Below are 19,301 nucleotides of genomic sequence, written 5' to 3' on the forward strand. Positions count from 1 at the left end.
CGCACATAGCCTTCCTCCGGCGTGTCGCCATAGAGCAGGCCATCTATGCCGGCGAGGAAGGAATCGCGGTCGCGCGAGCCGACGCCGGGCGCGCCGAACTGGCGGGCATGGCGCTGCGCCAGATCGATGCGCTGCGGCGTGTTGGGATGCGTCGCCAGGAAGTCGAGGCTGGCGTCGGTGGCGCCGCTGATCGAGCGGAAATCGGTATAGGCCGACATCGACTGCAGGAAGCGGCCGGCGGCATAGGGATCGAAACCCGCCTCGCCGATCGACTTGATGCCGATGGCGTCGGCCTCGAGCTCCTGGTTGCGCGAGAATTGCGCCAACCTGAGCTTGCCGCGGATCAGCGCCGCCTTGGCTGTCGGGCTATCGCCGAGCACATCGGAAACCACCTTGGTCGCCAACCCCTCCTCGGCCTCCAATTGCTGGCGCTGCAGGCCATGGTTCGCGGTGACATGGCCCATCTCATGCGCGATGACCGCGGCAAGCTCGGCCGAATCGTTGGCCAGCGCCAGCAGCCCGCGGGTGATGTAGAGATAGCCGCCCGGCAACGCGAAGGCGTTGACGTTGGGCGAATTGAGGATGGTGATGCGGTAGGTCTGGGTCGGGTTGGCCGACACCACGGTCAGGCGGCCGACGACCTTGGCGACCATGCGCTCCAGCTTAGGATCGGAATATTCGCCGCCATAGGTGGCCAGGATGCGCGGATGCTGCGCCTTCGCCATTTCGGCGAGCTTGCTGTTGGCGGCGACGTTGTCGACCGTGATCGGCTTGTCGGAAGGCTGAAAGCCGGATTCCTGGACGTCGGGAGGCGTGAACATCTGGCAGCTTGCCAGCGCCACGGCAAAGCCGGCCAGCACGAGAAAGCGCGCCAGCGAATTCATCCTCACTCTGTCAGTGCCAGTTGGCAGAACAGCTTCCTTTCGGGTCTCAACGCACGACTTCGAAAATCGATGCCGATTTTCGGAAAGACATGCACAAAATCAAACTGCTACCGCACCCTTTGCGCCTCGAATAGGGCGCGTGGCGCCGTAGTCGCAAATCACGGCCTGCGCCGGACCGGACCGGTATGGGCCGACCTAGCCACACTACTCACACCATGGCAAGCAAACGTCGCATCGCCTGAAGCCGGTTTGGCCATAAATTATGTCCGCTTCCGGGCAACATCTCGTGATCCGTCGCCAAACGGACCTGCACCGAGATAGCGCCGGAAAGCTTCCGGTCCAGAGCGGTCGAAGAAATCAGCGGCGACACCCGTCGCGGCAACCGTGCCATTGTCCAGGAACACCATGTTCTGACTGACGCGGCGCGCATCTTCCGGCTGGTGCGTGACGAACACCACCGTCATGCCCCGCTCCGCATGAACGCCGGCCACGAGATCGAGCATATCGTCGCGCAGGGCCGGCCCAAGCGAGGCGAATGGCTCGTCGAGCAGGAGCACCGGCCGGTCCCGCACCAGGACGCGGGCGAGCGCCACGCGTTGCCGCTCGCCGCCCGAGAGTTCGCGCGGCAGGCGCTGTTGCTTGCCGGTGAGACCGACGCGCTTGAGCGCCTCGGCGACGGCGGCATGGTCGGCCTCGGTCAGCCTGAGCGAAGGCGAACGGCCGAGCCCGACATTGCGTTCGACGGAAAGATGGGCAAAGAGATTGTTTTCCTGGAACACCATCGACACCGGCCGCGCCGAAGGCGGTTCGGTGCCGACATCGGCGCCGCCGATCAGCACGCGTCCCGATCGCGGCGTCTCGAACCCGGCCACCAGATTGAGCAGCGTCGATTTTCCCGAGCCGCTCGGCCCCATGATCGCGGTTATCTTCGACGCCGCGAACTCGACATCGAACAGGAACGGCGCTTCGCCATAGCTGAACGAGACTTGTTCCAGCCGCACCGCCGCGCCTTTCTCCACTCCGGCAACTTTCCCGGCAGGCGTCATGTTCTTTCTCCTCGTCCCAGCCGGTCGGCGGCAAGGACCAGCGCGAGGCAGACGAAACCGAGCAGCAGCGCCAGCCCGGCGGCATCCGCCGTGCGATAGCTGCCCATGCGCGCCAGCAAGAGATAGGGCAATGTCTGTACCGAATCGCTGCCGAACAGCGCAATGACGCCGAGATCGCCGAGCGACAGCGCCATGGCGAAGGCAAAGCCGGTGGCGAGCGGCCGCCTGAGCGACGGCCAGTCGACCAGCCGGAGCCGGTTCCAGCCGGAAATACCGAGTTGTGCGCAGAGCCGTTCATGGCGTTCGCTCGCCGCATCGTAGGCGGGGCGGACCGCACGGATGGCAAAGGGCATTGCCATCACCGCGTTGACGGCAACGACCATGACCGGAGCGATGGCGAAGACATCGCTGACCGTGCGCAGCAACAGGAACCAGCCGGCGCCGATGACGATGGGCGGCACGACGAGGACGAAGCCGGCGCCGGTATCGGTGGCGTGTTCGAGCAGCGTCCTGGCGCCAATGCCGCGGCTCAAGGCCAGCGCCCGCCGCGCCATGATCAGCGACAGCGACAGCGCCACCGAAAGCAACGCCGACAGCAAGGCGAGCACGGCGCTGGTCAGTGTCGCCTGCCGCACCGCGCTCTCGCCCGCCAGTCGGCCGAGATCGGCGCCAAGGCCTGCAGCCACCGTGGCCGCCATCGGCCCGCCGACGAACACCAGCGCGGCGATGATCACCAAAGCGTTCAGCGATGTCTCGGCGGCGCCCGCCGAAAGATACCGGCGCGGCGCTACCGGCAAATTGGCGTCGCCGACCGTATTGGCGCCAAGCCGCATCAATGCCAGCACCACGACGAATGTCAGGCCAATCTGCAGCAGTGTCAGCGTCACCGCGCGGGCCGGATCGAAATCGAAGCGCAGCGCCTGGTAGATGGCGACTTCCAGTGTCGTCGCGGCCGGCCCGCCGCCCAGCGTCAGCACGATGGTGAAAGAGGTGATGCAGAGCATGAAGACGAGCCCGGCGACGCCGGGCAATGCCGCCCGCAGCACCGGCCATTCGATCAGCCGGAAGGCCGGTCTGGCGCCCATACCGAGTTGGCTCGCCAGCCGCCACTGGTCGGCCGGCACCGTTCCCAGCGCTTCAAGGAACAGCCGCACGCTGAGCGGCAGATTGAAGAAGACATGGGCGACGAGAATGCCGGACAGGCCGTAGATGCCGGGCCAGCTTTGGCCGCCGATCTGACTGAGAATGTCGGCGAAATAGCCGGCCCGGCCATAGAGGGCCAGAACGCCGAGCGCCGCGACGATGGCCGGCAGCGCCAGCGGCACGGCAAAAAGCTGCAGGATGAAGCCGCGACCGAAAAAGCGCGGGTGCCGCGACAGGGCGCGAGCCACAAACAGCGCCGGCACCACTGAAAGCAGAGTCGAGAGAAGCGCCTGCCAGAGAGTGAAGCGGGCGACGCGGAAGAGATAGGGATCGAAGGCGGACGCAGCACCGGACAAGTCGCGCGCGCCTTCGAGGATCAGCCCGGCGAACGCGCCGCCGATCAGAAGCGCGATCGCCGCAAGCGCGATGACGCCGGCGGTGATGCGGGGATCAGTCGGACGCGCCGGCATCGCGGTGGCTATTTGCTCATCACCGCCAGCCACTCGTCGACCCAGGCCTTGCGATTGGCCGCGACCTCATCGGGGCTGAACAGCAAGGTCTTGGTCGGCTTGACCAATTTGTCGAAGGCCGGATTGAGCGGCTTGTCGGTCTTGCCGGCCGGGAACATCCAGTTGGTCTCGGGAATGACGTCCTGAAATTTCGGCCCAGTCATAAAGGTGATAAACTTTTGCGCCAGCGGGTTCTTCGCGCCTGAAGTGGTGATGCCGGCAACCTCGATTTGCAGATACTCGCCCTCCTCGAAGGAGGCAGCCTGGTAGCGTTGGGTGTTTTCGGCAACCATGTGGTAAGCCGGCGAAGTGGTGTAGGACAGCACCATCGGCGCCTCGCCCTTGGTGAACAGGCCGTAGGCCTCGCTCCAGCCTGGCGTCACTGTCAGCACCTTTGCCTTAAGTTTGGCCCAGGCTTCCGGCGCCTTGTCGCCATAGACCGACTTTACCCAAAGAAGCAGGCCGAGACCCGGCGTCGAGGTCCGCGGATCCTGGATGACGATCTTGTCGGCGGCATCGCCCTCGACCAATTCCTTCAGGCTCTTCGGCGGCGTCTTCAGCTTTTCGGTGTCGTAGACGACAGCGAAATAGCCATAGTCGAACGGCACGAAAATATCGTCGCTCCAGCCGCCCGGCACATTGACATCCGAGACCCCGCCATGCGGCGCAAACAACCCGGTCGCCTTGGCCTCGGTGGTCAGATTGGTGTCGAGGCCGAGCACGATGTCGGCCTTGGTCGCCGCCCCTTCCAGCCTGACGCGGTTGAGCAGCGCCACGCCGTCGGCGACCGAGACGAAATCAAGAGTGCAGCCGCATTCGGCCTCGAATGCTTTCTTCACTGCGGGGCCTGGACCCCATTCTGCGGTGAAGCTCTCATAGGTATAGACGGTGAGTTTGTCCTGCGCGGATGCCGGCACGGAGCCAGCAAGCACAATTGCCGAGATAAGGGAGTATAAAAGCGTGCGCATCGGCGCCTCCTTCGTTCGCATTGAAAGGAATTGAGGCGTCGGGTTGTCCGAAACGTCTAATCCCTCCGCCGGTACAAACCGGATCAGGTTCAGCGGGTTGGCAGGTTTGCCTCTCAGCCGGTCCGCGAAGATCGCGTCCGGCACCCCGTTAGAGCGTTTCGACACATAAGCCCGGCCGAAGTGCCGCGCAAGCGGAAGTTTGCCGACGGCCAAGGCATGGCCTTGCGTTTCGTCTTTCGTTTCCGGGGCAGGGCTGGTAAGGGCCACGCGATATGAGCACATTCACCATCCTGCTTGGCGGCGATCTCATCCGCACGCCGCTGCTCGACCGCCAGGTCGAAGGCTCGCGCGTCATCGCCGCCGATGCCGGCATCGGCCATGCTCGTCTGCTGGGCCTGACGCCGGAACTCTGGGTCGGCGATTTCGATTCCGTGCCAGCCGATCTGCCGGACGATCTGGCGGCAGTGCCACGAAAAGTGTTTCCCGCCGAGAAGGACAGCACCGACGGCGAACTCGCCATCGCCGCCGCCCTCGAACGCGGCGCGACCAGCCTCGTGCTCGCCGGCGCGTTCGGCGGCAAGCGCGCCGACCACGCGTTCCTGCATCTGGCGCTCGGCGTCCGGCTGGCTGAAGAAGGGACGAAGGTGCTGTTGACCAGCGGCGCCCAGGAAGGCGTCCCCCTGTTGCCGGGCAAGGCCGGCTTCGACTATGCCGGCGGGACGCTCTTTTCGATCCTCGGCTTCTCCGATCTTTCCGGCCTGACCGTGACCGGCGCCAAATGGCCGCTGAACCATGTCGAGGTCGCGTTCGGCTCATCGCTGACCATTTCCAACGAGGTCAAGGGCAGGCTCGAGATCGCGCTGGACCATGGCCGTGCGCTGTTGCTCGCCCATCCCTACCCGCTTCCCGAAAGTTGATGCATGGCGCCGCCGCTTCTCAATCTCGACGGGATAAAACTGACCTTTGGCGGCACGCCGCTGCTCGACGGCGCGGAGCTGACGGCATCGGCGGGCGACAAGATCGCCCTGGTCGGCCGCAACGGCTCGGGCAAGTCGACGCTGCTGAAGATCGCCGCTGGCCTGATCGAGCCGCAGGACGGCGAGGTGTTCCGCCAGCCTTCGGCAACGGTGCGCTATCTGCCTCAGATGCCCGACATGGATGGTTTCGCCAATGTCCGCGCCTATGTCGAGGCGGGGCTCGGTCCGGCCGACGATCCCTACCGCGCCACCTATCTGATGGAGCATCTCGGCCTCTCCGGCGAGGAGCGGCCGAACGACCTTTCCGGCGGCGAAGCACGGCGCGCGGCGCTCGCCCGCGTCATGGCGCCGGAGCCCGACATTCTTCTCCTCGATGAGCCGACCAACCATCTTGACCTCTCGGTCATCGAATGGCTGGAGGAGGAGCTCAGCCGTACCTCCTCGGCGCTGATCGTCATCTCGCACGATCGCCGCTTCCTCGAGCGCGTGTCTCGCGCCACCGTCTGGCTTGACCGCGGCCAGACCCGCAGGCTCGACAAGGGTTTCGGCCATTTCGAGGAATGGCGCGACCAGGTATTGGAGGAGGAAGAGCGTGAGCAGCACAAGCTCGGCCGCCAGATCGTGCGCGAGGAGCACTGGCTGCGCTACGGCGTGACGGCGCGGCGCAAGCGCAACATGCGTCGGCTCGGCGAATTGCAGACCATGCGCCAGCGCTTTCGCGGCCATCGCGGCGCGGAGGGCACGGCGACCATGGTGGCCAGCGACGCGGCGGAATCCGGCAAGCTGGTCATCGAGGCGAAAAACATCGAGAAGAGCTTTGGCGATCTTACGGTGGTCAAGGGGTTCTCGACCCGCATCCAGCGCGGCGATCGCGTCGGCCTGGTCGGCCCGAACGGCGCCGGCAAGACGACGCTTTTGAAGATGCTGACCGGCGAATTGCAGCCGGATGCCGGAACGGTGCGGCTCGGCACCAATCTGGAGATCGCCACGCTCGACCAGAAGCGCGAGGCCGTCGATCCGCAAGAGACGCTGGCCAACTATCTGACCGACGGGCGCGGCGAGAACCTCGTCATCAATGGCGAGCAGCGCCACGTCGTCTCCTACATGAAGGATTTCCTGTTCAAGCCGGAGCAGGCGCGCACGCCGGTGCGCGAACTTTCCGGCGGCGAGCGGGCGCGCCTGCTGCTCGCCCGCGTGCTGGCACGGCCTGCAAACCTCCTGGTGCTCGACGAGCCGACCAACGATCTCGACATGGAGACGCTGGAACTGCTGCAGGAACTGGTCGCCGGTTTTGCCGGGACGGTGATCCTGGTCAGCCACGACCGCGATTTCCTCGACCGCACCGTCACTAGCGTGATCGCGCCCGACGGCGCCGGCCGCTGGATCGAATATGCCGGCGGCTACTCGGACATGCTGGCGCAACGCGGCGGCACAAGGCTCGACGACCGCAAGGCGCGGACAAGGTCAGAAAACGGCGACGCGGCGGCGGGCAAGGCTGAGGTGGCTCAACCCAAGGGGCCGGCCAAAAAACTGTCGTTCAAGCAGAAATTCGCGCTGGAATCCCTGCCGAAGAAGATCGAGGCGGTGACGGCCTCAATCTCGCGGCTGGAAAACAACATCGCCGATCCCGCCTATTACGAGCGCGACCCGGCCTCGTTCCAGAAGACCATCGCCGCGCTCGACAAGGAGCGCGCCACGCTCGCTGCGCTCGAGGAGGAATGGCTGGAACTGGAGATGCTGCGCGAGGAGATGGAGGGTTAAGTCGCGATTCAAGCACCTTGTCGTTGCGAACTGGACAGGAATGCGCATACATTATGCGCATGTTGCGGAGGTCATCATGCGCAAGATAGCTGTGAATGCGGTTCGCCAGCCGGCAAATCTGTCGATCGACTCAAAGCTCATGAAGGAAGCCAAGGGACTCGACGTGAACGTCTCGCGCGCCGCGGAAGCCGGCATTGCAGAGGCAGTGGCGGCCGAAAAGACGCGGCTGTGGAAGCTTGAGAACCGCGCGACGATAGATGCGTGGAACGAATATATCGAAAAACACGGCATTCCGCTGGCAGAACATCGGCAGTTCTGATGGCGCTCTACGACGTCTTCGCAAGTAGCATCGAAGGCGGCTATCTCCTTGACGTTCAGGCCGATCTTCTCGAGCACTTCAAGACCCGGGTGGTCGTCCCGCTTCTGCCGGCCGCGATGGCGCCATCGCCGATGCGAAAGCTCCATCCCATATTCGAGATCAATGGGCGGAAATTGGTCATGGCCACCCATTTGATCGCCACGGTTGCGACGACGGAACTGGGCGAAAGCCGGCTGAACCTGACGAGGCATCACGACGACATCGTGGCTGCGCTCGACATGCTGTTCCAGGGCTTCTGAACCGTTGAGCCTCAACCCGCCGTTTTGGCTTGCCAGGCCTTCAGCGCCTCGTCGAACACCTTCTCGCCGGGAATGCCCTTTTCCATGGTCAGCAACGCCCGCCGGCCCGTCTTGTAGACGACCGGCACGTCGATCCAGTCCTGGCCCCTGAGCAGGGTCAGATTGGCGTCCTCATCCGCCTTGGTGTCGTTGAGCGCGACCAGGAAGAAGCCGTCGGCGATCTTGGCCGGGATACCGATCAGCGGGCTGCCGGCATCCTGTTCCGAGCTCTTCATGGCGACCCGCAGGATGTTGTCGACCCCGCCGCCGTCGAAGCCTTCTGGTGTCAGGAAGATCATCTCAATGATGTGGCTGGCCGGCAGTGTCTGGTCGGTATTGCGGCGGATGGTCATCCGCAATTGCACGTTCTTGCCGGGAATGGTCGCCTCGGCGCGGATCGCCGGCTCGGGCGGCAGGTTGCCGCCGGGCGACTCCTGCACCAGCGACCAGACAATGCTGCCGGGCTCGGCCGAGCCCTGGGCGGTGCTGGTGCGCTCCTCATAGAAGATAGCCTTCTGGCCGACCGGCACTGCTGTTTCCGCCGGCGCCGCTGCCGGCGTAGCCGGTGCGGCACCTGGGGCTGGAGCTGCCGGAGCGGCTGCGGCATCGGCCGGTGCCGCTGGTGCAGCGCCGTCGGCTGGCGGTGTCGCAGGAGCCGTGCCCGGCGCCGGCGCATTGGCGACGGGCGCCTCGCCAGCGGGAGCCGCGGGCGCGGGCGGCGGCGTGGTCAACGCCGCGACGGATTCGCCCTCGCCGATGCCGGTGTGCCCTGCCGCGGGGCCGGGATCGACCTCGCCGCCCTCGGGCGTCAGGCGCTGGGTGAACTTGGCGCTTTCGGCGGCGTCGTTGGCGGCCGGCGTTGCCGGCGGCGGCGTTGCCGCGGCATCGGTTGCCGGCTTGGCCGGAGCCGGCTTCACCAGCGGTTCGGTGGTTGCGACCTTGGTGTCGCTGAGGCCCAGCATATCGCTGAACGCATCCTTGTTGAGCCAGATACCATAGCCACCGCCGGCGACGACGAGCAACGCGACGACTGCGGCGATCAGACCGCCATAGCCGCGCTTGCGCTCGGCAGGGCGCAAGCGCGGGAAGGTGTCCGCCGCCGGCTCTTCGTCATTGGAAAAGGCGTCGGTCCTGAAGCCATCGTCCCTGGACACATCGTTCCTGTCGACCGCCGCTTGAAAATCTTTGCCCAAGGGCGCCGGATCGACGCGGTTTGGGGGAAGAGGAGCGGGCTGCGGTTTTTGCCAGTTAGGCGCAGGTGTGTTCGGCGCCGTCTTCGCGGCAGGCGCGGGCTGCCATGCTGGCTCGGCCTTTGCCGGCTGCCGGACATGGCTGGACTGGTTCTTGTTGCGGTCGATGGACGAGAAAATGTCTTCCAGTTCGGCCAGCGGATCGGACGCCGGTGCGGGCTTGATATACTCCCGCTCGATACTTTGGATGGCGTCTTCCAGGGTGCGCTTATGCTGGGCGATGGCCGAAGGCGCCAGCGGCGGCGTATGCTTGGCAAGCTTTTCCGCGATGGTGGAGCGAGCCTTGTCATAGACACGCGCGCGTATCTCCGGCGTCGGGTCAACGATGCCACTAAGCGTTTTTTTCAGAGGACTAACAAAATCTACCATGCTTCAGTCGACCTGCATTTTGTCTCTGGGCCGGCCCCCGCAAATCAACCGCGATGCCCGGAAAGGCTGAGAAACTAGTCTTGAAAAGGGTCGGTCACAAGTATCGTGTCGTCCCGTTCCGGGCTGGTGGAGAGGAGTGCGACTGGCGCGCCGATCAGTTCTTCGATGTAACGGACATATTTGACGGCCTGGGCCGGCAGATCGTTCCAGCTTCTGGCGCCGGCGGTGGTACCTTTCCAGCCCTCGAGCGTCTCGTAAACCGGTTCGACGCGCCCCTGCGCACCCTGGCTGGCCGGCAGATAATCGATCATCTCGCCATCGAGCCGATAGCCGGTGCAGACCTTGATCTCGTCCAGTCCGTCGAGCACGTCGAGCTTGGTCAGCGCGATGCCCTTGATGCCGTTGACCGCGACGGCCTGGCGAACCAGCACGGCGTCGAACCAGCCGCAGCGGCGCTTGCGGCCAGTGACGACGCCGAATTCGTGGCCGCGCGTACCAAGGAACTCGCCGATCTCGTTCTTCTGTTCAGTCGGAAACGGACCTTCGCCGACACGCGTCGTATAGGCCTTGGTGATACCGAGCACATAGCCGATGGCGCCCGGACCGACGCCGGAACCGGCGGAAGCCTGGCCGGCGACCGTGTTGGACGAGGTGACGAACGGATAGGTGCCGTGGTCGATGTCGAGCAGCGTGCCCTGCGCGCCCTCGAACAGGATGCGCTCGCCGGCGCGCCGCTTGTCGTCGAGTATCTTCCAGACCCGGTCCATATAGGGAAGGATCTCGTCGGCCACCGAACTCAGTTCCTGCATGATCGCGTCATGCGTGACCTCGTCATGGCCGAGCCCGCGGCGCAGCGCATTGTGGTGCGTCAGCAGCCTGTCGACCTTCAGGGGCAGTGTTTCCAAATCCGCCAAATCCATCACCCGGACCGCGCGCCGGCCCACCTTGTCTTCATAGGCGGGGCCGATGCCGCGACGGGTCGTGCCAATCTTTGTTCCGGAATTGGAGGCGGCGTCCTCGCGGAACCCGTCCAGTTCCCGGTGCAGGGACAGGATAAGCGCGGTGTTTTCGGCTATTTTCAGGCGCTCCGGCGTCACCTCGACGCCTTGTGCCTTCAATTTCGTCACTTCCGCGACGAAGGCGTGCGGATCGAAGACGACGCCATTGCCGATGATCGAAAGCTTGCCTGGCCGCACCACGCCGGACGGCAGCAGCGACAGCTTGTAGACCTTGCCGTCGACAACCAGCGTGTGGCCGGCATTGTGGCCGCCCTGGAAGCGCACGACGACGTCGGCGCGTTCCGACAGCCAGTCGACGATCTTGCCTTTGCCCTCGTCGCCCCACTGCGAGCCGACGACCACCACATTGGCCATGTTTCATTTCCCTTGAGACGCCGCTCGATGCGGCTTGAATGGTTCGAGACGACAGGCCTCTACCGCATCCGCCGGAAAATCGGAATCGATTTCCCGAAATCGATGCGAAGGTTCAAAGCCTTGAGACGCGTACTTTGTGCATCCAATTGGACGCATGTCGCTCTATAGCGTCTAGAGCAGGCTGACGCGACCATTCTTTGCCGCTGAAAACGCCCTGAGGCACAACAATTTTCAGCTTTGCCATCATTTACTTGGGCAGACCGTGGCAATAATGCATGTCGCGCAAAAGTGCGCAGCGGTTTTGCGACAAACGACATGCACAACAACAAGAGCTTAAAGCGCGTCGCATGAACCTGTTTAAACGCGACGCGCTTTAAGGCCGGCGCACACCCTCGACACCCTCCGTCGGCCGGAACTTCAGCCATGCATCGAAGCGCCTATCTGCTCCTGATGATCACCACCTTGCTGTGGGGCGGCAACTCCGTGGCCGGCAAACTGGCGGTCGATCATATTTCACCGATGACGCTGGTCTTCCTGCGCTGGGTACTGGCCGTTTTGATAATGCTGCCGATCGGCTGGCGCGCACTGCGCGAGGACTGGCCCTTGGTGCGCAGACACTGGCTGATACTGGCGGTGCTTGGCGCCAGCGGTTTCACCTTCTTCAACGCGATCTTTTACACGGCCCTCAACTACACCACCGCGATCAACGTCTCGATCGAACAGGCGGCGATGCCGATCCTGATCATCGTGGCCAATTTCCTATTTTTTCGCCTGCGCGTGAATTGGGCCCAGATTGTTGGCGTGGTGCTGACCATCGCCGGCGTGATCCTCACCGCCTGCCACGGCGATCCGCGACGACTGCTGACGCTGGAGCTCAATTTCGGCGATGCGATCATGCTGGTCGCCGTGATTCTCTACAGCGGCTATTCGGTCGGGTTGCGATTGAAACCGGCCATGCGCTGGCAGAGCCTGATGCTGGCGCTGTCGATCGCGGCCCTCGTCACGTCGCTGCCGTTCTTCCTCTGGGAGATCGCCGCCGGCAAGGTCATCGTGCCTGATGCCCGCGGCTGGGCGGTTACGCTCTACACCGCCATCGGCGCCTCGATCGTCTCGCAGATCTTCTACATCAGGGGCAACGAATTGATCGGCGCCAACCGGGCCGGCCTGTTCATCAACTTGGTGCCGATCTTCGGCACGCTGCTTTCGGTGCTGATCGTCGGCGAGACGTTCCACCTTTATCAGGCCCTGGCGCTCGTGCTGGTGCTCGGCGGCATCAGCCTGGCCGAATACAAGGGAAGGAAGATGGCGATATAGCCGGCCTGTGCCCGCGGTTAGGGATCGGGCAAGCCAAAGCCCGTCGTTGCCGGCCGCACAAGCCGCAGTGCAAGATCGCGCCAGCTTCCCCTGCAGATAACGGCGATCAGGCAATTATAGCAAGCCGCTCCGCGCGCCTCCCAAGGCACGCAGGGCTGCCATGATGCGGTGTTCCCAAACGCGATCGACTGGAAACTTCTGACTTCGTCTCACGCACTGCCCACATCGAAATGCAGCCTCTTGGCCGAGTCGATCGATTTGTGCGAACGCACCTGCTCCAGCACGTTTTCCGGGAACGGCGCGTCGAGATAGAGCAGCGCGATGGCGTCGCCGCCGGGCCGGTTGCGGCCGAGCTGGAAATTGGCGATGTTGACGTCGTTCTCGCCGCAGACCGTGCCGAGCAGGCCGATGATGCCGGGCGCGTCGGCATTGGTCGTATAGAGCATGTGCTGGCCGACCTCGGCGTCGAGATTGATGCCCTTGATCTGGATGAAGCGCGGCTTGCCGTCCGAAAAGCAGGTGCCGGCGATCGAACGCGTCATGTGCTCGGTCTTGACCGTCAGCTTGATATAGCCGTCGAACACGCCCGATTTGTCGCGCTTGACCTCGGCGACGATGATGCCGCGCTCCTTCACCATGATCGGCGCCGAGACCATGTTGACGTCGGAGACCTGCGGCCGGATCAGCCCGGCAAGCGCGGCGCTGATCAGGGCGCGTGTGTTCATCGTCGCGGTCGAACCATCGAACAGGATCTCGACCTCCTTGATCGGATCCTCGGTAACCTGGCCGACAAAGGCCCCGAGCACCTCGGCCAGCTTGACGAAAGGCTTGAGCCGCGGCGCTTCCTCGGCGGTGATCGACGGCATGTTGATGGCGTTGGAGACGGCGCCCTTGATCAGATAGTCGGCCATCTGCTCGGCGACCTGCAGGGCGACATTCTCCTGCGCTTCGGTTGTCGAGGCGCCGAGATGCGGAGTCGCCACCACATTCTCCATGCCGAACAGTTCGTTGTTCTCCGCCGGCTCGACCTCGAACACATCGATGCCGGCGCCAGCCACCTTGCCGCTCTTCAGCGCCGCGATCAGGTCGGCCTCGACTATCAGCCCGCCGCGGGCGCAGTTGATGATGCGCACGCCGGTCTTCATCTTGGCGATGGCGGCTGCGTCGATGATATTGCGCGTCTTGTCGGTCAGCGGCGTGTGCAAGGTGATGAAGTCGGCGCGGGCGAACAATTCGTCCAGCTCGACCTTTTCAACGCCGAGCTCTTCGGCACGGCTGTCCGACAGGAACGGGTCGAAGGCGATGACGTGCATCTTCAACCCGACACCGCGCGTGGCGACGATCGAGCCGATATTGCCGCAGCCGATGACGCCCAGCGTCTTGCCGGTGATCTCGATGCCCATGAAGCGGTTCTTTTCCCATTTGCCGGCATGGGTCGAGGCATTGGCTTCCGGTATCTGGCGGGCCAGTGCGAAGATCATGGCGACGGCATGTTCCGCCGTGGTGATCGAATTGCCGAAGGGCGTGTTCATCACGATGATGCCCTTGCGGCTCGCCGCCGGGATGTCGACATTGTCGACGCCGATGCCGGCGCGGCCCACCACCTTCAGTTTGGTGGCGGCGTTGATCAGCTTTTCGGTGACCTTCGTCGCCGAACGAATGGCGAGGCCGTCATACTGGCCGATCACTTCGAGCAGCTTTTCCTTGTCCTTGCCGAGATCCGGCAAATAGTCGACTTCGATGCCGCGGTCCTTGAATATCTGCACGGCGGTGGTGGAGAGTTTGTCTGAGACGAGAACGCGGGGCGCCATGGCGGCCTCCTTCAAATGGGATTGATCCGTTTGGGAATGGGCGGCCCGAGGGCCGCCACTGGAAAACTCAGGCGGCCGCCTTGAGCGCAGCCTTCTGCTGGGCGAAGGCCCAGTCGAGCCAGGGCAGCAGCGCCTCAACGTCGGAGGTTTCGACCGTCGCCCCGCACCATATGCGCAGGCCGGGCGGCGCGTCGCGATAGGCGCCGATGTCGTAGGCGACGCCCTCCTTGTCGAGCGCGGAGACCAGCCCCTTGGCGAAGGCCGCCTGCCCGTCGGCGTCGAGGGCTGCAACTTGCCGGTCGGTGAAGGAAAGGCAGACGGATGTGTTCGACCGCGTCGTTGGGTCGACAGCGAGATGGCCTAGCCACGAGGATTTGCCGACAAAGCCCTCAAGGACGGCGGCATTGGCGTCGGCGCGGGCAATCAATGCGTCGAGCCCGCCGATCGACTTCGCCCAATGGAGTGCATCGAGATAATCCTCCACGCAAAGCATCGATGGTGTGTTGATGGTCTCGCCCTTGAAGATGCCTTCGATGAGCTTGCCGCCCGAGGTGAGGCGGAAGATTTTTGGCAGCGGCCAGGCCGGCTTGTAGCTCTCCAGCCGCTCGACGGCGCGCGGGCTGAGGATCAGCATACCGTGTGCGCCCTCGCCGCCCAGCACTTTCTGCCAGGAGAAGGTGACGACATCCAGCTTGCTGAAATCGAGGCGTTGCGCAAACGCCGCCGAGGTCGCATCGCAGATGGTCAGACCTTTGCGAGCGGCCGGAATGAAATCGCCATTGGGAACGCGCACGCCTGAGGTCGTGCCGTTCCAGGTGAAGACCACATCGCGGTCGAAATCGATCTTTGCAAGGTCGGGCAGCACGCCGTAGCCGGCTTCGATCTTGCGTACGTCGGCGAGCTTCAGCTGCTTGACCACATCGGTGATCCAGCCGGAGCCGAAGCTTTCCCAGGCGACCATGTCGACGCCGCGCTCGCCGAGCAGCGACCACAGCGCCATCTCAACCGCGCCGGTGTCCGACGCCGGCACGATGCCGATGCGATAATCAGCCGGGACCTGAAGGATCTCGCGCGTCAGCTCGATCGCCTGTTCGAGCTTGGCCTTGCCGATCTTGGCACGGTGGGAGCGTCCAAGCGCGGCATTGCTCAGCGCCTCGACCGACCAGCCGGGGCGTTTTGCGCAGGGACCTGAGGAAAAATGGGGGTTCGCCGGACGGAGTCCGGGCTTCGTATGCGTCGTCATCGTGGTCTATCCTTCCAGATAGTGGCCCCTCGTTGGGGAGGGGTGGCCCACGGACGGCGATATGCGTTCAGGTTTCCGGCGTCAAGAGGAAAGTCTTTGTCGCTGGAAGGATACTGGCCGGCTGCGGCGAAAGGGCCGTAACGCAAACGGCGGGCCAAAGACCCGCCGCTGCAATTTGCTTCGCTTCGATCGAGCCTACCAGAGGTCGTAGCGAAAGCCGAGTTTGACAGTCTGATAATCTATACCTTTGTGAATATTGAAAAGGCCCCCATCAAACGCGACGTATTTCGCGTTTGGCACGGAGAAATATTCGTAGCCGAGGTCGACCGACACATTCTTGGTCACCTGGTAGGAAAGACCGGCGCCGATCGAGTAGGCGAGATTGAATTTGGCCTCCGAGTCGGTCGTGCCCCCGTATCCTGCAGGGTCATCGCAGGAGAATCCACCGGTTCCGGAAGGGTCTGGGGCCGCTTCGACGCAATCGCGCGCGCCGAGATTCCTGTAGTACTTGGTGTAGGCCACGCCGAGCCCGCCACCGACATAGGGCGTAATCCCGACGTATGTGCCGAGGTCGACATAGCCATTGGCCATCAGGCTGTAGCCCTTGTTGGACGCGCTGTCGGACCTGTCACAGTTCTGCGTAGCGGCGGCGCTTACAATGTCGTCGTTGGCATCCCTGATAAGCGTCGAACCGTCGCAGGTGGCCGCAAGATCTTGATGGTCGCCGAACTTGTTGCTCGGCAGAATCCCGGCGTTCAACTCCGCGCGAAGATAGTCGTTGAAATGGTACCCCATGCCGATGCTGCCCGTAAACAGGCTGTCATTCGACCAAAAACTGTTCAAGGGATCGATCGCTGTCTCCTGGCGCTCGAACGGATGGCTGAACGCGTAGCCGACATCGCCGCGCAGATACCATCCTGAGCCGACCTCGACCGGCACATAGTCAGGCGCCTGGTCGACATAGACAGGCGGATCGTAGTCGGCGCCGAGCGCCTGCGACAGCGGCGTAAGCATGATTGCGGCGAGCGCCAGCGCTATGCGCGTTTTAAATGTCATGGTCCCCGACTCCCGAACTTGGCACCTTTCGCAAGCGCCATCTCAGGAGGCATTGTTAACCATAGTGGTTAAGTGGGGGTTAAGGATAACAGGGAGTTACCGAATTGATTTGAACGACTCTCGTCTTGTGGATGTCGTGCAAAAGTGTGCCGCGGTTTTGCGACAACGACATGCAATGCGCTTCGCACAAGCTTAGATCGGTTCTCATCTGGAGCAGCCTAAATGAAAACCGCCCGGCGCTGGCCGGGCGGTTCGGGGATGCTTGTCTTTTGAATGCGCTTACTTGGTGTAGACCGGCTCGGGTTCCGGTTCGTAGACAGCCTGCGGCGCGGCACACCCATTGTTACCGCCGAATTGATAGCGCAAACCGCCGCGCACCTCGTGCGTATTGAAGCCGCGATCGAAGCCTGGGCCGGAGCTGCTTACGTCATACTCGAACATGCGGCCTCCCTGGATGTGGGAGAACCGGTAGCCTGCGTCGAGGATCACTTTGTCAGTCAGGCAGTAGGAAGCACCGGCCATCAGAGCGTAAGCGAACCGCCAGTTGGAGGTACCGGGGTTGAATTCGGTGGTATTCGGATCCCTGACATTGTCCCATTTCACGCGTGCGCCGCCGATGCCGGCGCCGACATAGGGGGTGATGCCTTGCCATGTGCCGATATCGACATAGGCGTTGGCGAGCAGCAACAAGGCGCTCATTTTCGACACCTCGGTCGATGTCGTTACGCCATCTGTAGTTGCGCCATCGAAGTCCGAGTTGAACCAGTAGTCGGCGGTCAAATCCGTACGGAAATGATCGTTCATCTTGTAGCCGACACCGCCGCCGAACGAAAAGGCCCCTTTCAGATCGCCGCTGCTGAAACTGTTTGTGCCGGGCGGCGGCCCGTAGGTGATGTAGTCGGCGCCACGGAAATCCGACCAGTGATAATCGATATCACCGCGAATATACCAGCCACCAACATCCACCGGCTGTTCATAGACGGGCGCCGGCGGCGCCTGCTCGACCACGGGCGGCTCCACGAAGTCGGCGGCGAACGCCGGTCCGGCTACGCCCGCCAACAGCGCGGCAAAGAGGGCCATTCTTGCTGTATTGAACATACTTGTCACCCCTAAGAACCCTCGGAACGGCGAATGCGTCCGGCTGCGGTTGATTTCAACGTGGATAATGAATTGCAAAGGTTAAAAGGCATTTAACCCTATTGCTTAACCACGAATCTTTAGAATTCCAGGGATTGGGACAGCCGTGGCTGCAGGTGGCGGACGCGCAAATCAAACGAAAAAGCCCGCCGGAGGGCGGGCTTTCTAGCAGACTTCAGTTTGGACAGGCGCAGGGATCAGGCTGCGCTGCGCGCTTCCGAAATGACCCCGACGATGTCGTTGACGACCGCCTCGACCAGTTGCTGGTCGTCGCCTTCCGCCATGACGCGAATGAGCGGCTCCGTGCCGGACGGCCGGATGACCAGGCGCCCGGCTTTGCCGAGGCGATGGCGCGCATCCTCGATCGCCGCCTTGACCGGGGCTTCCTCGAGCGGCTTGCCGCCGGAAATATGGACGTTCTTCAGAAGCTGCGGCACCGGCTCGAACTTCTTCGACAATTCGCTGACCGGCCGGTTCTGCCGTTTGATGCAGGCGAGCACCTGCAGCGCCGAGACGAGGCCGTCGCCGGTCGTGGAAAAATCGGACAGCACGATGTGGCCCGACTGTTCGCCGCCGACATTCAGACCATGCGCGCGCATGTGCTCAACGACGTAGCGGTCGCCGACCTTGGTGCGGTGCAGTTGCAGGTTCATGTCGCCGAGGAAGCGTTCGAGGCCGAGATTGGACATCACCGTCGAGACGACGCCGCCGCCGGCCAGTCGTCCGCTCTGCTGCCAGGACTCCGCGATCAGCGCCATGATCTGGTCGCCATCGACGATGGCGCCATTTTCATCGACGATGACGACGCGGTCGGCGTCACCGTCGAGCGCAATGCCGATATCGGCGCGCACTTCGTGCACCTTCTTCTGCAGGCCGGCCGGATGGGTCGAGCCGCATTCCTTGTTGATGTTGAAGCCGTTGGGGTCGACATTGAGGGCGACGACATCGGCGCCGAGTTCCCACAGCGCCTCGGGCGCCACCTTGTAGGCGGCGCCATTGGCACAATCGACGACGATGCGCAGCCCCGAAAGCGACATTGACCGTGGCAGCGTGCGCTTGGCGAATTCGATATAGCGGTCATGCACGCCGTCGACGCGCTTGGCGCGGCCAAGCCCGTCCGAATCGGCGAGCGCCAGCTCGATGTCCTTGTCGAGCATCCCCTCGATGCGCTCCTCGATCTCGTCGGAGAGCTTGTAGCCGTCGGGGCCGAACAGCTTGATGCCGTTGTCGTAGTAGGGATTGTGCGAGGCCGAGATCATCACACCGATATCGGCGCGCAGCGAGCGCACCAGCATGGCGACAGCAGGCGTCGGGATCGGGCCGAGCAGGAACACGTCCATGCCGGCGGCGCACAGGCCAGCCACCATCGCATTCTCGATCATGTAGCCGGAAAGCCTGGTGTCCTTGCCGAGCACGACGCGGTGGCGGTGGCTGCCGCGCTGGAACGAAAGGCCGGCGGCCATGCCGACCCTCATCGCGACCTCCGCCGTCATTGGAAACCTGTTCGCGCGCCCGCGAATACCGTCCGTGCCGAAATAACGTCCTGCCATGCCAGCCACCTTCCTCGATGGTTCTTCCCGAGAACTCATGCCACAATTGGCCGGAGCCCCTATCATCACATTGAATGATTGTGCGTTATCAATCCTTAGAAAATCATTGTTTTGTGTGTTTTGTGTCACGCCGGCGCGGTGGATTTAAAGCTTTCGCCAATGAAACCGCGTCGGGGTTCAGGAACTCCAGGCCAAACCGGGCGATTGCTACCACAGGACGGCCTTGCTGCGATAGTCTGGTACCGGCAAAAGC

General features: G+C 63.3%; 16 protein-coding genes and 1 riboswitch. Of the genes, 5 read left to right on the forward strand and 11 right to left on the reverse strand.

Annotated features, from left to right (window positions below; genetic code table 11):
* The 4 genes from CN311_RS10480 to thiB form a co-directional block, all read right to left on the reverse strand.
* The coding region (locus CN311_RS10480) for a M48 family metalloprotease (RefSeq protein WP_165779656.1) at nucleotides 1–884 on the reverse strand (884 nt) is incomplete at its 3' end.
* Nucleotides 885–1,144: 260 nt separating this feature from the next.
* Nucleotides 1,145–1,930, reverse strand: coding sequence for a thiamine ABC transporter ATP-binding protein (thiQ, locus tag CN311_RS10485; protein ID WP_097573444.1), 786 nt, complete (start codon nucleotides 1,928–1,930; stop codon nucleotides 1,145–1,147).
* Nucleotides 1,927–3,543, reverse strand: coding sequence for a thiamine/thiamine pyrophosphate ABC transporter permease (gene thiP, locus CN311_RS10490; RefSeq protein WP_097573512.1), 1,617 nt, complete (start codon nucleotides 3,541–3,543; stop codon nucleotides 1,927–1,929). The genes thiQ and thiP overlap by 4 nt, the downstream gene beginning before the upstream one ends.
* An 8-nt stretch (nucleotides 3,544–3,551) precedes the next feature.
* Entirely contained in the window at nucleotides 3,552–4,550 is a 999-nt protein-coding gene (gene thiB / locus CN311_RS10495; RefSeq protein ID WP_097573511.1) for a thiamine ABC transporter substrate binding subunit, read from the reverse strand.
* Between the two features lie 43 nt (nucleotides 4,551–4,593).
* A riboswitch (TPP riboswitch) is annotated at nucleotides 4,594–4,708 on the reverse strand.
* A gap of 114 nt (nucleotides 4,709–4,822) precedes the next feature.
* Here thiB and CN311_RS10500 point away from each other — a divergent pair.
* The 4 genes from CN311_RS10500 to CN311_RS10515 all read left to right on the forward strand — a co-directional run bounded on the left by CN311_RS10500 (nucleotide 4,823) and on the right by CN311_RS10515 (nucleotide 7,906).
* Complete coding sequence (locus CN311_RS10500; RefSeq protein ID WP_097573446.1) at nucleotides 4,823–5,467, forward strand: thiamine diphosphokinase; 645 nt, start codon at nucleotides 4,823–4,825, stop codon at nucleotides 5,465–5,467.
* A gap of 3 nt (nucleotides 5,468–5,470) precedes the next feature.
* Nucleotides 5,471–7,288, forward strand: a complete 1,818-nt coding sequence (locus CN311_RS10505; RefSeq protein WP_097573448.1) for an ABC-F family ATP-binding cassette domain-containing protein — start codon at nucleotides 5,471–5,473, stop codon at nucleotides 7,286–7,288.
* Nucleotides 7,289–7,364: 76 nt separating this feature from the next.
* Nucleotides 7,365–7,607 carry a type II toxin-antitoxin system CcdA family antitoxin gene (locus CN311_RS10510; protein WP_097573514.1) on the forward strand — a complete coding sequence of 81 codons (243 nt, stop codon included), beginning with the start codon at nucleotides 7,365–7,367 and terminating at the stop codon, nucleotides 7,605–7,607.
* Nucleotides 7,607–7,906: a CcdB family protein gene (locus CN311_RS10515; RefSeq protein ID WP_097573450.1), complete on the forward strand. Its 300-nt coding sequence runs from the start codon at nucleotides 7,607–7,609 to the stop codon at nucleotides 7,904–7,906. The genes CN311_RS10510 and CN311_RS10515 overlap by 1 nt, the downstream gene beginning before the upstream one ends.
* 11 nt (nucleotides 7,907–7,917) lie before the next feature.
* Here CN311_RS10515 and CN311_RS10520 read toward each other — a convergent pair whose 3' ends face one another.
* Together CN311_RS10520 and CN311_RS10525 are read right to left on the reverse strand one after the other, a co-directional pair.
* Entirely contained in the window at nucleotides 7,918–9,564 is a 1,647-nt protein-coding gene (locus tag CN311_RS10520) for a hypothetical protein (protein ID WP_097573452.1), read from the reverse strand.
* Nucleotides 9,565–9,638: 74 nt separating this feature from the next.
* Entirely contained in the window at nucleotides 9,639–10,937 is a 1,299-nt protein-coding gene (locus CN311_RS10525) for an adenylosuccinate synthase (RefSeq protein ID WP_097573454.1), read from the reverse strand.
* 423 nt (nucleotides 10,938–11,360) lie between these two features.
* Here CN311_RS10525 and CN311_RS10530 point away from each other — a divergent pair, with 423 nt between their 5' ends.
* Entirely contained in the window at nucleotides 11,361–12,251 is an 891-nt protein-coding gene (locus tag CN311_RS10530) for a DMT family transporter (protein WP_097573456.1), read from the forward strand.
* 209 nt (nucleotides 12,252–12,460) lie between these two features.
* Here CN311_RS10530 and serA read toward each other — a convergent pair whose 3' ends face one another.
* From serA to glmM, 5 genes are all read right to left on the reverse strand, one after another.
* Nucleotides 12,461–14,062 (reverse strand): phosphoglycerate dehydrogenase, encoded by a 1,602-nt coding sequence (gene serA, locus CN311_RS10535; RefSeq protein ID WP_097573516.1) that lies wholly within the window; start codon nucleotides 14,060–14,062, stop codon nucleotides 12,461–12,463.
* Nucleotides 14,063–14,129: 67 nt separating this feature from the next.
* Complete coding sequence (locus CN311_RS10540; protein ID WP_097573458.1) at nucleotides 14,130–15,305, reverse strand: phosphoserine transaminase; 1,176 nt, start codon at nucleotides 15,303–15,305, stop codon at nucleotides 14,130–14,132.
* A gap of 195 nt (nucleotides 15,306–15,500) precedes the next feature.
* Nucleotides 15,501–16,361, reverse strand: a complete 861-nt coding sequence (locus CN311_RS10545; protein ID WP_097573460.1) for an outer membrane protein — start codon at nucleotides 16,359–16,361, stop codon at nucleotides 15,501–15,503.
* A 279-nt stretch (nucleotides 16,362–16,640) separates the two neighbouring features.
* Entirely contained in the window at nucleotides 16,641–17,459 is an 819-nt protein-coding gene (locus tag CN311_RS10550) for an outer membrane protein (RefSeq protein ID WP_097573462.1), read from the reverse strand.
* 236 nt (nucleotides 17,460–17,695) lie between these two features.
* Nucleotides 17,696–19,048: a phosphoglucosamine mutase gene (gene glmM, locus CN311_RS10555; protein WP_097573464.1), complete on the reverse strand. Its 1,353-nt coding sequence runs from the start codon at nucleotides 19,046–19,048 to the stop codon at nucleotides 17,696–17,698.
* Between the last annotated feature and the right edge of the window lie 253 nt (nucleotides 19,049–19,301).

It is taken from the genome of Mesorhizobium sanjuanii, from assembly GCF_002529485.1.
GTDB lineage: Bacteria > Pseudomonadota > Alphaproteobacteria > Rhizobiales > Rhizobiaceae > Mesorhizobium > Mesorhizobium sanjuanii.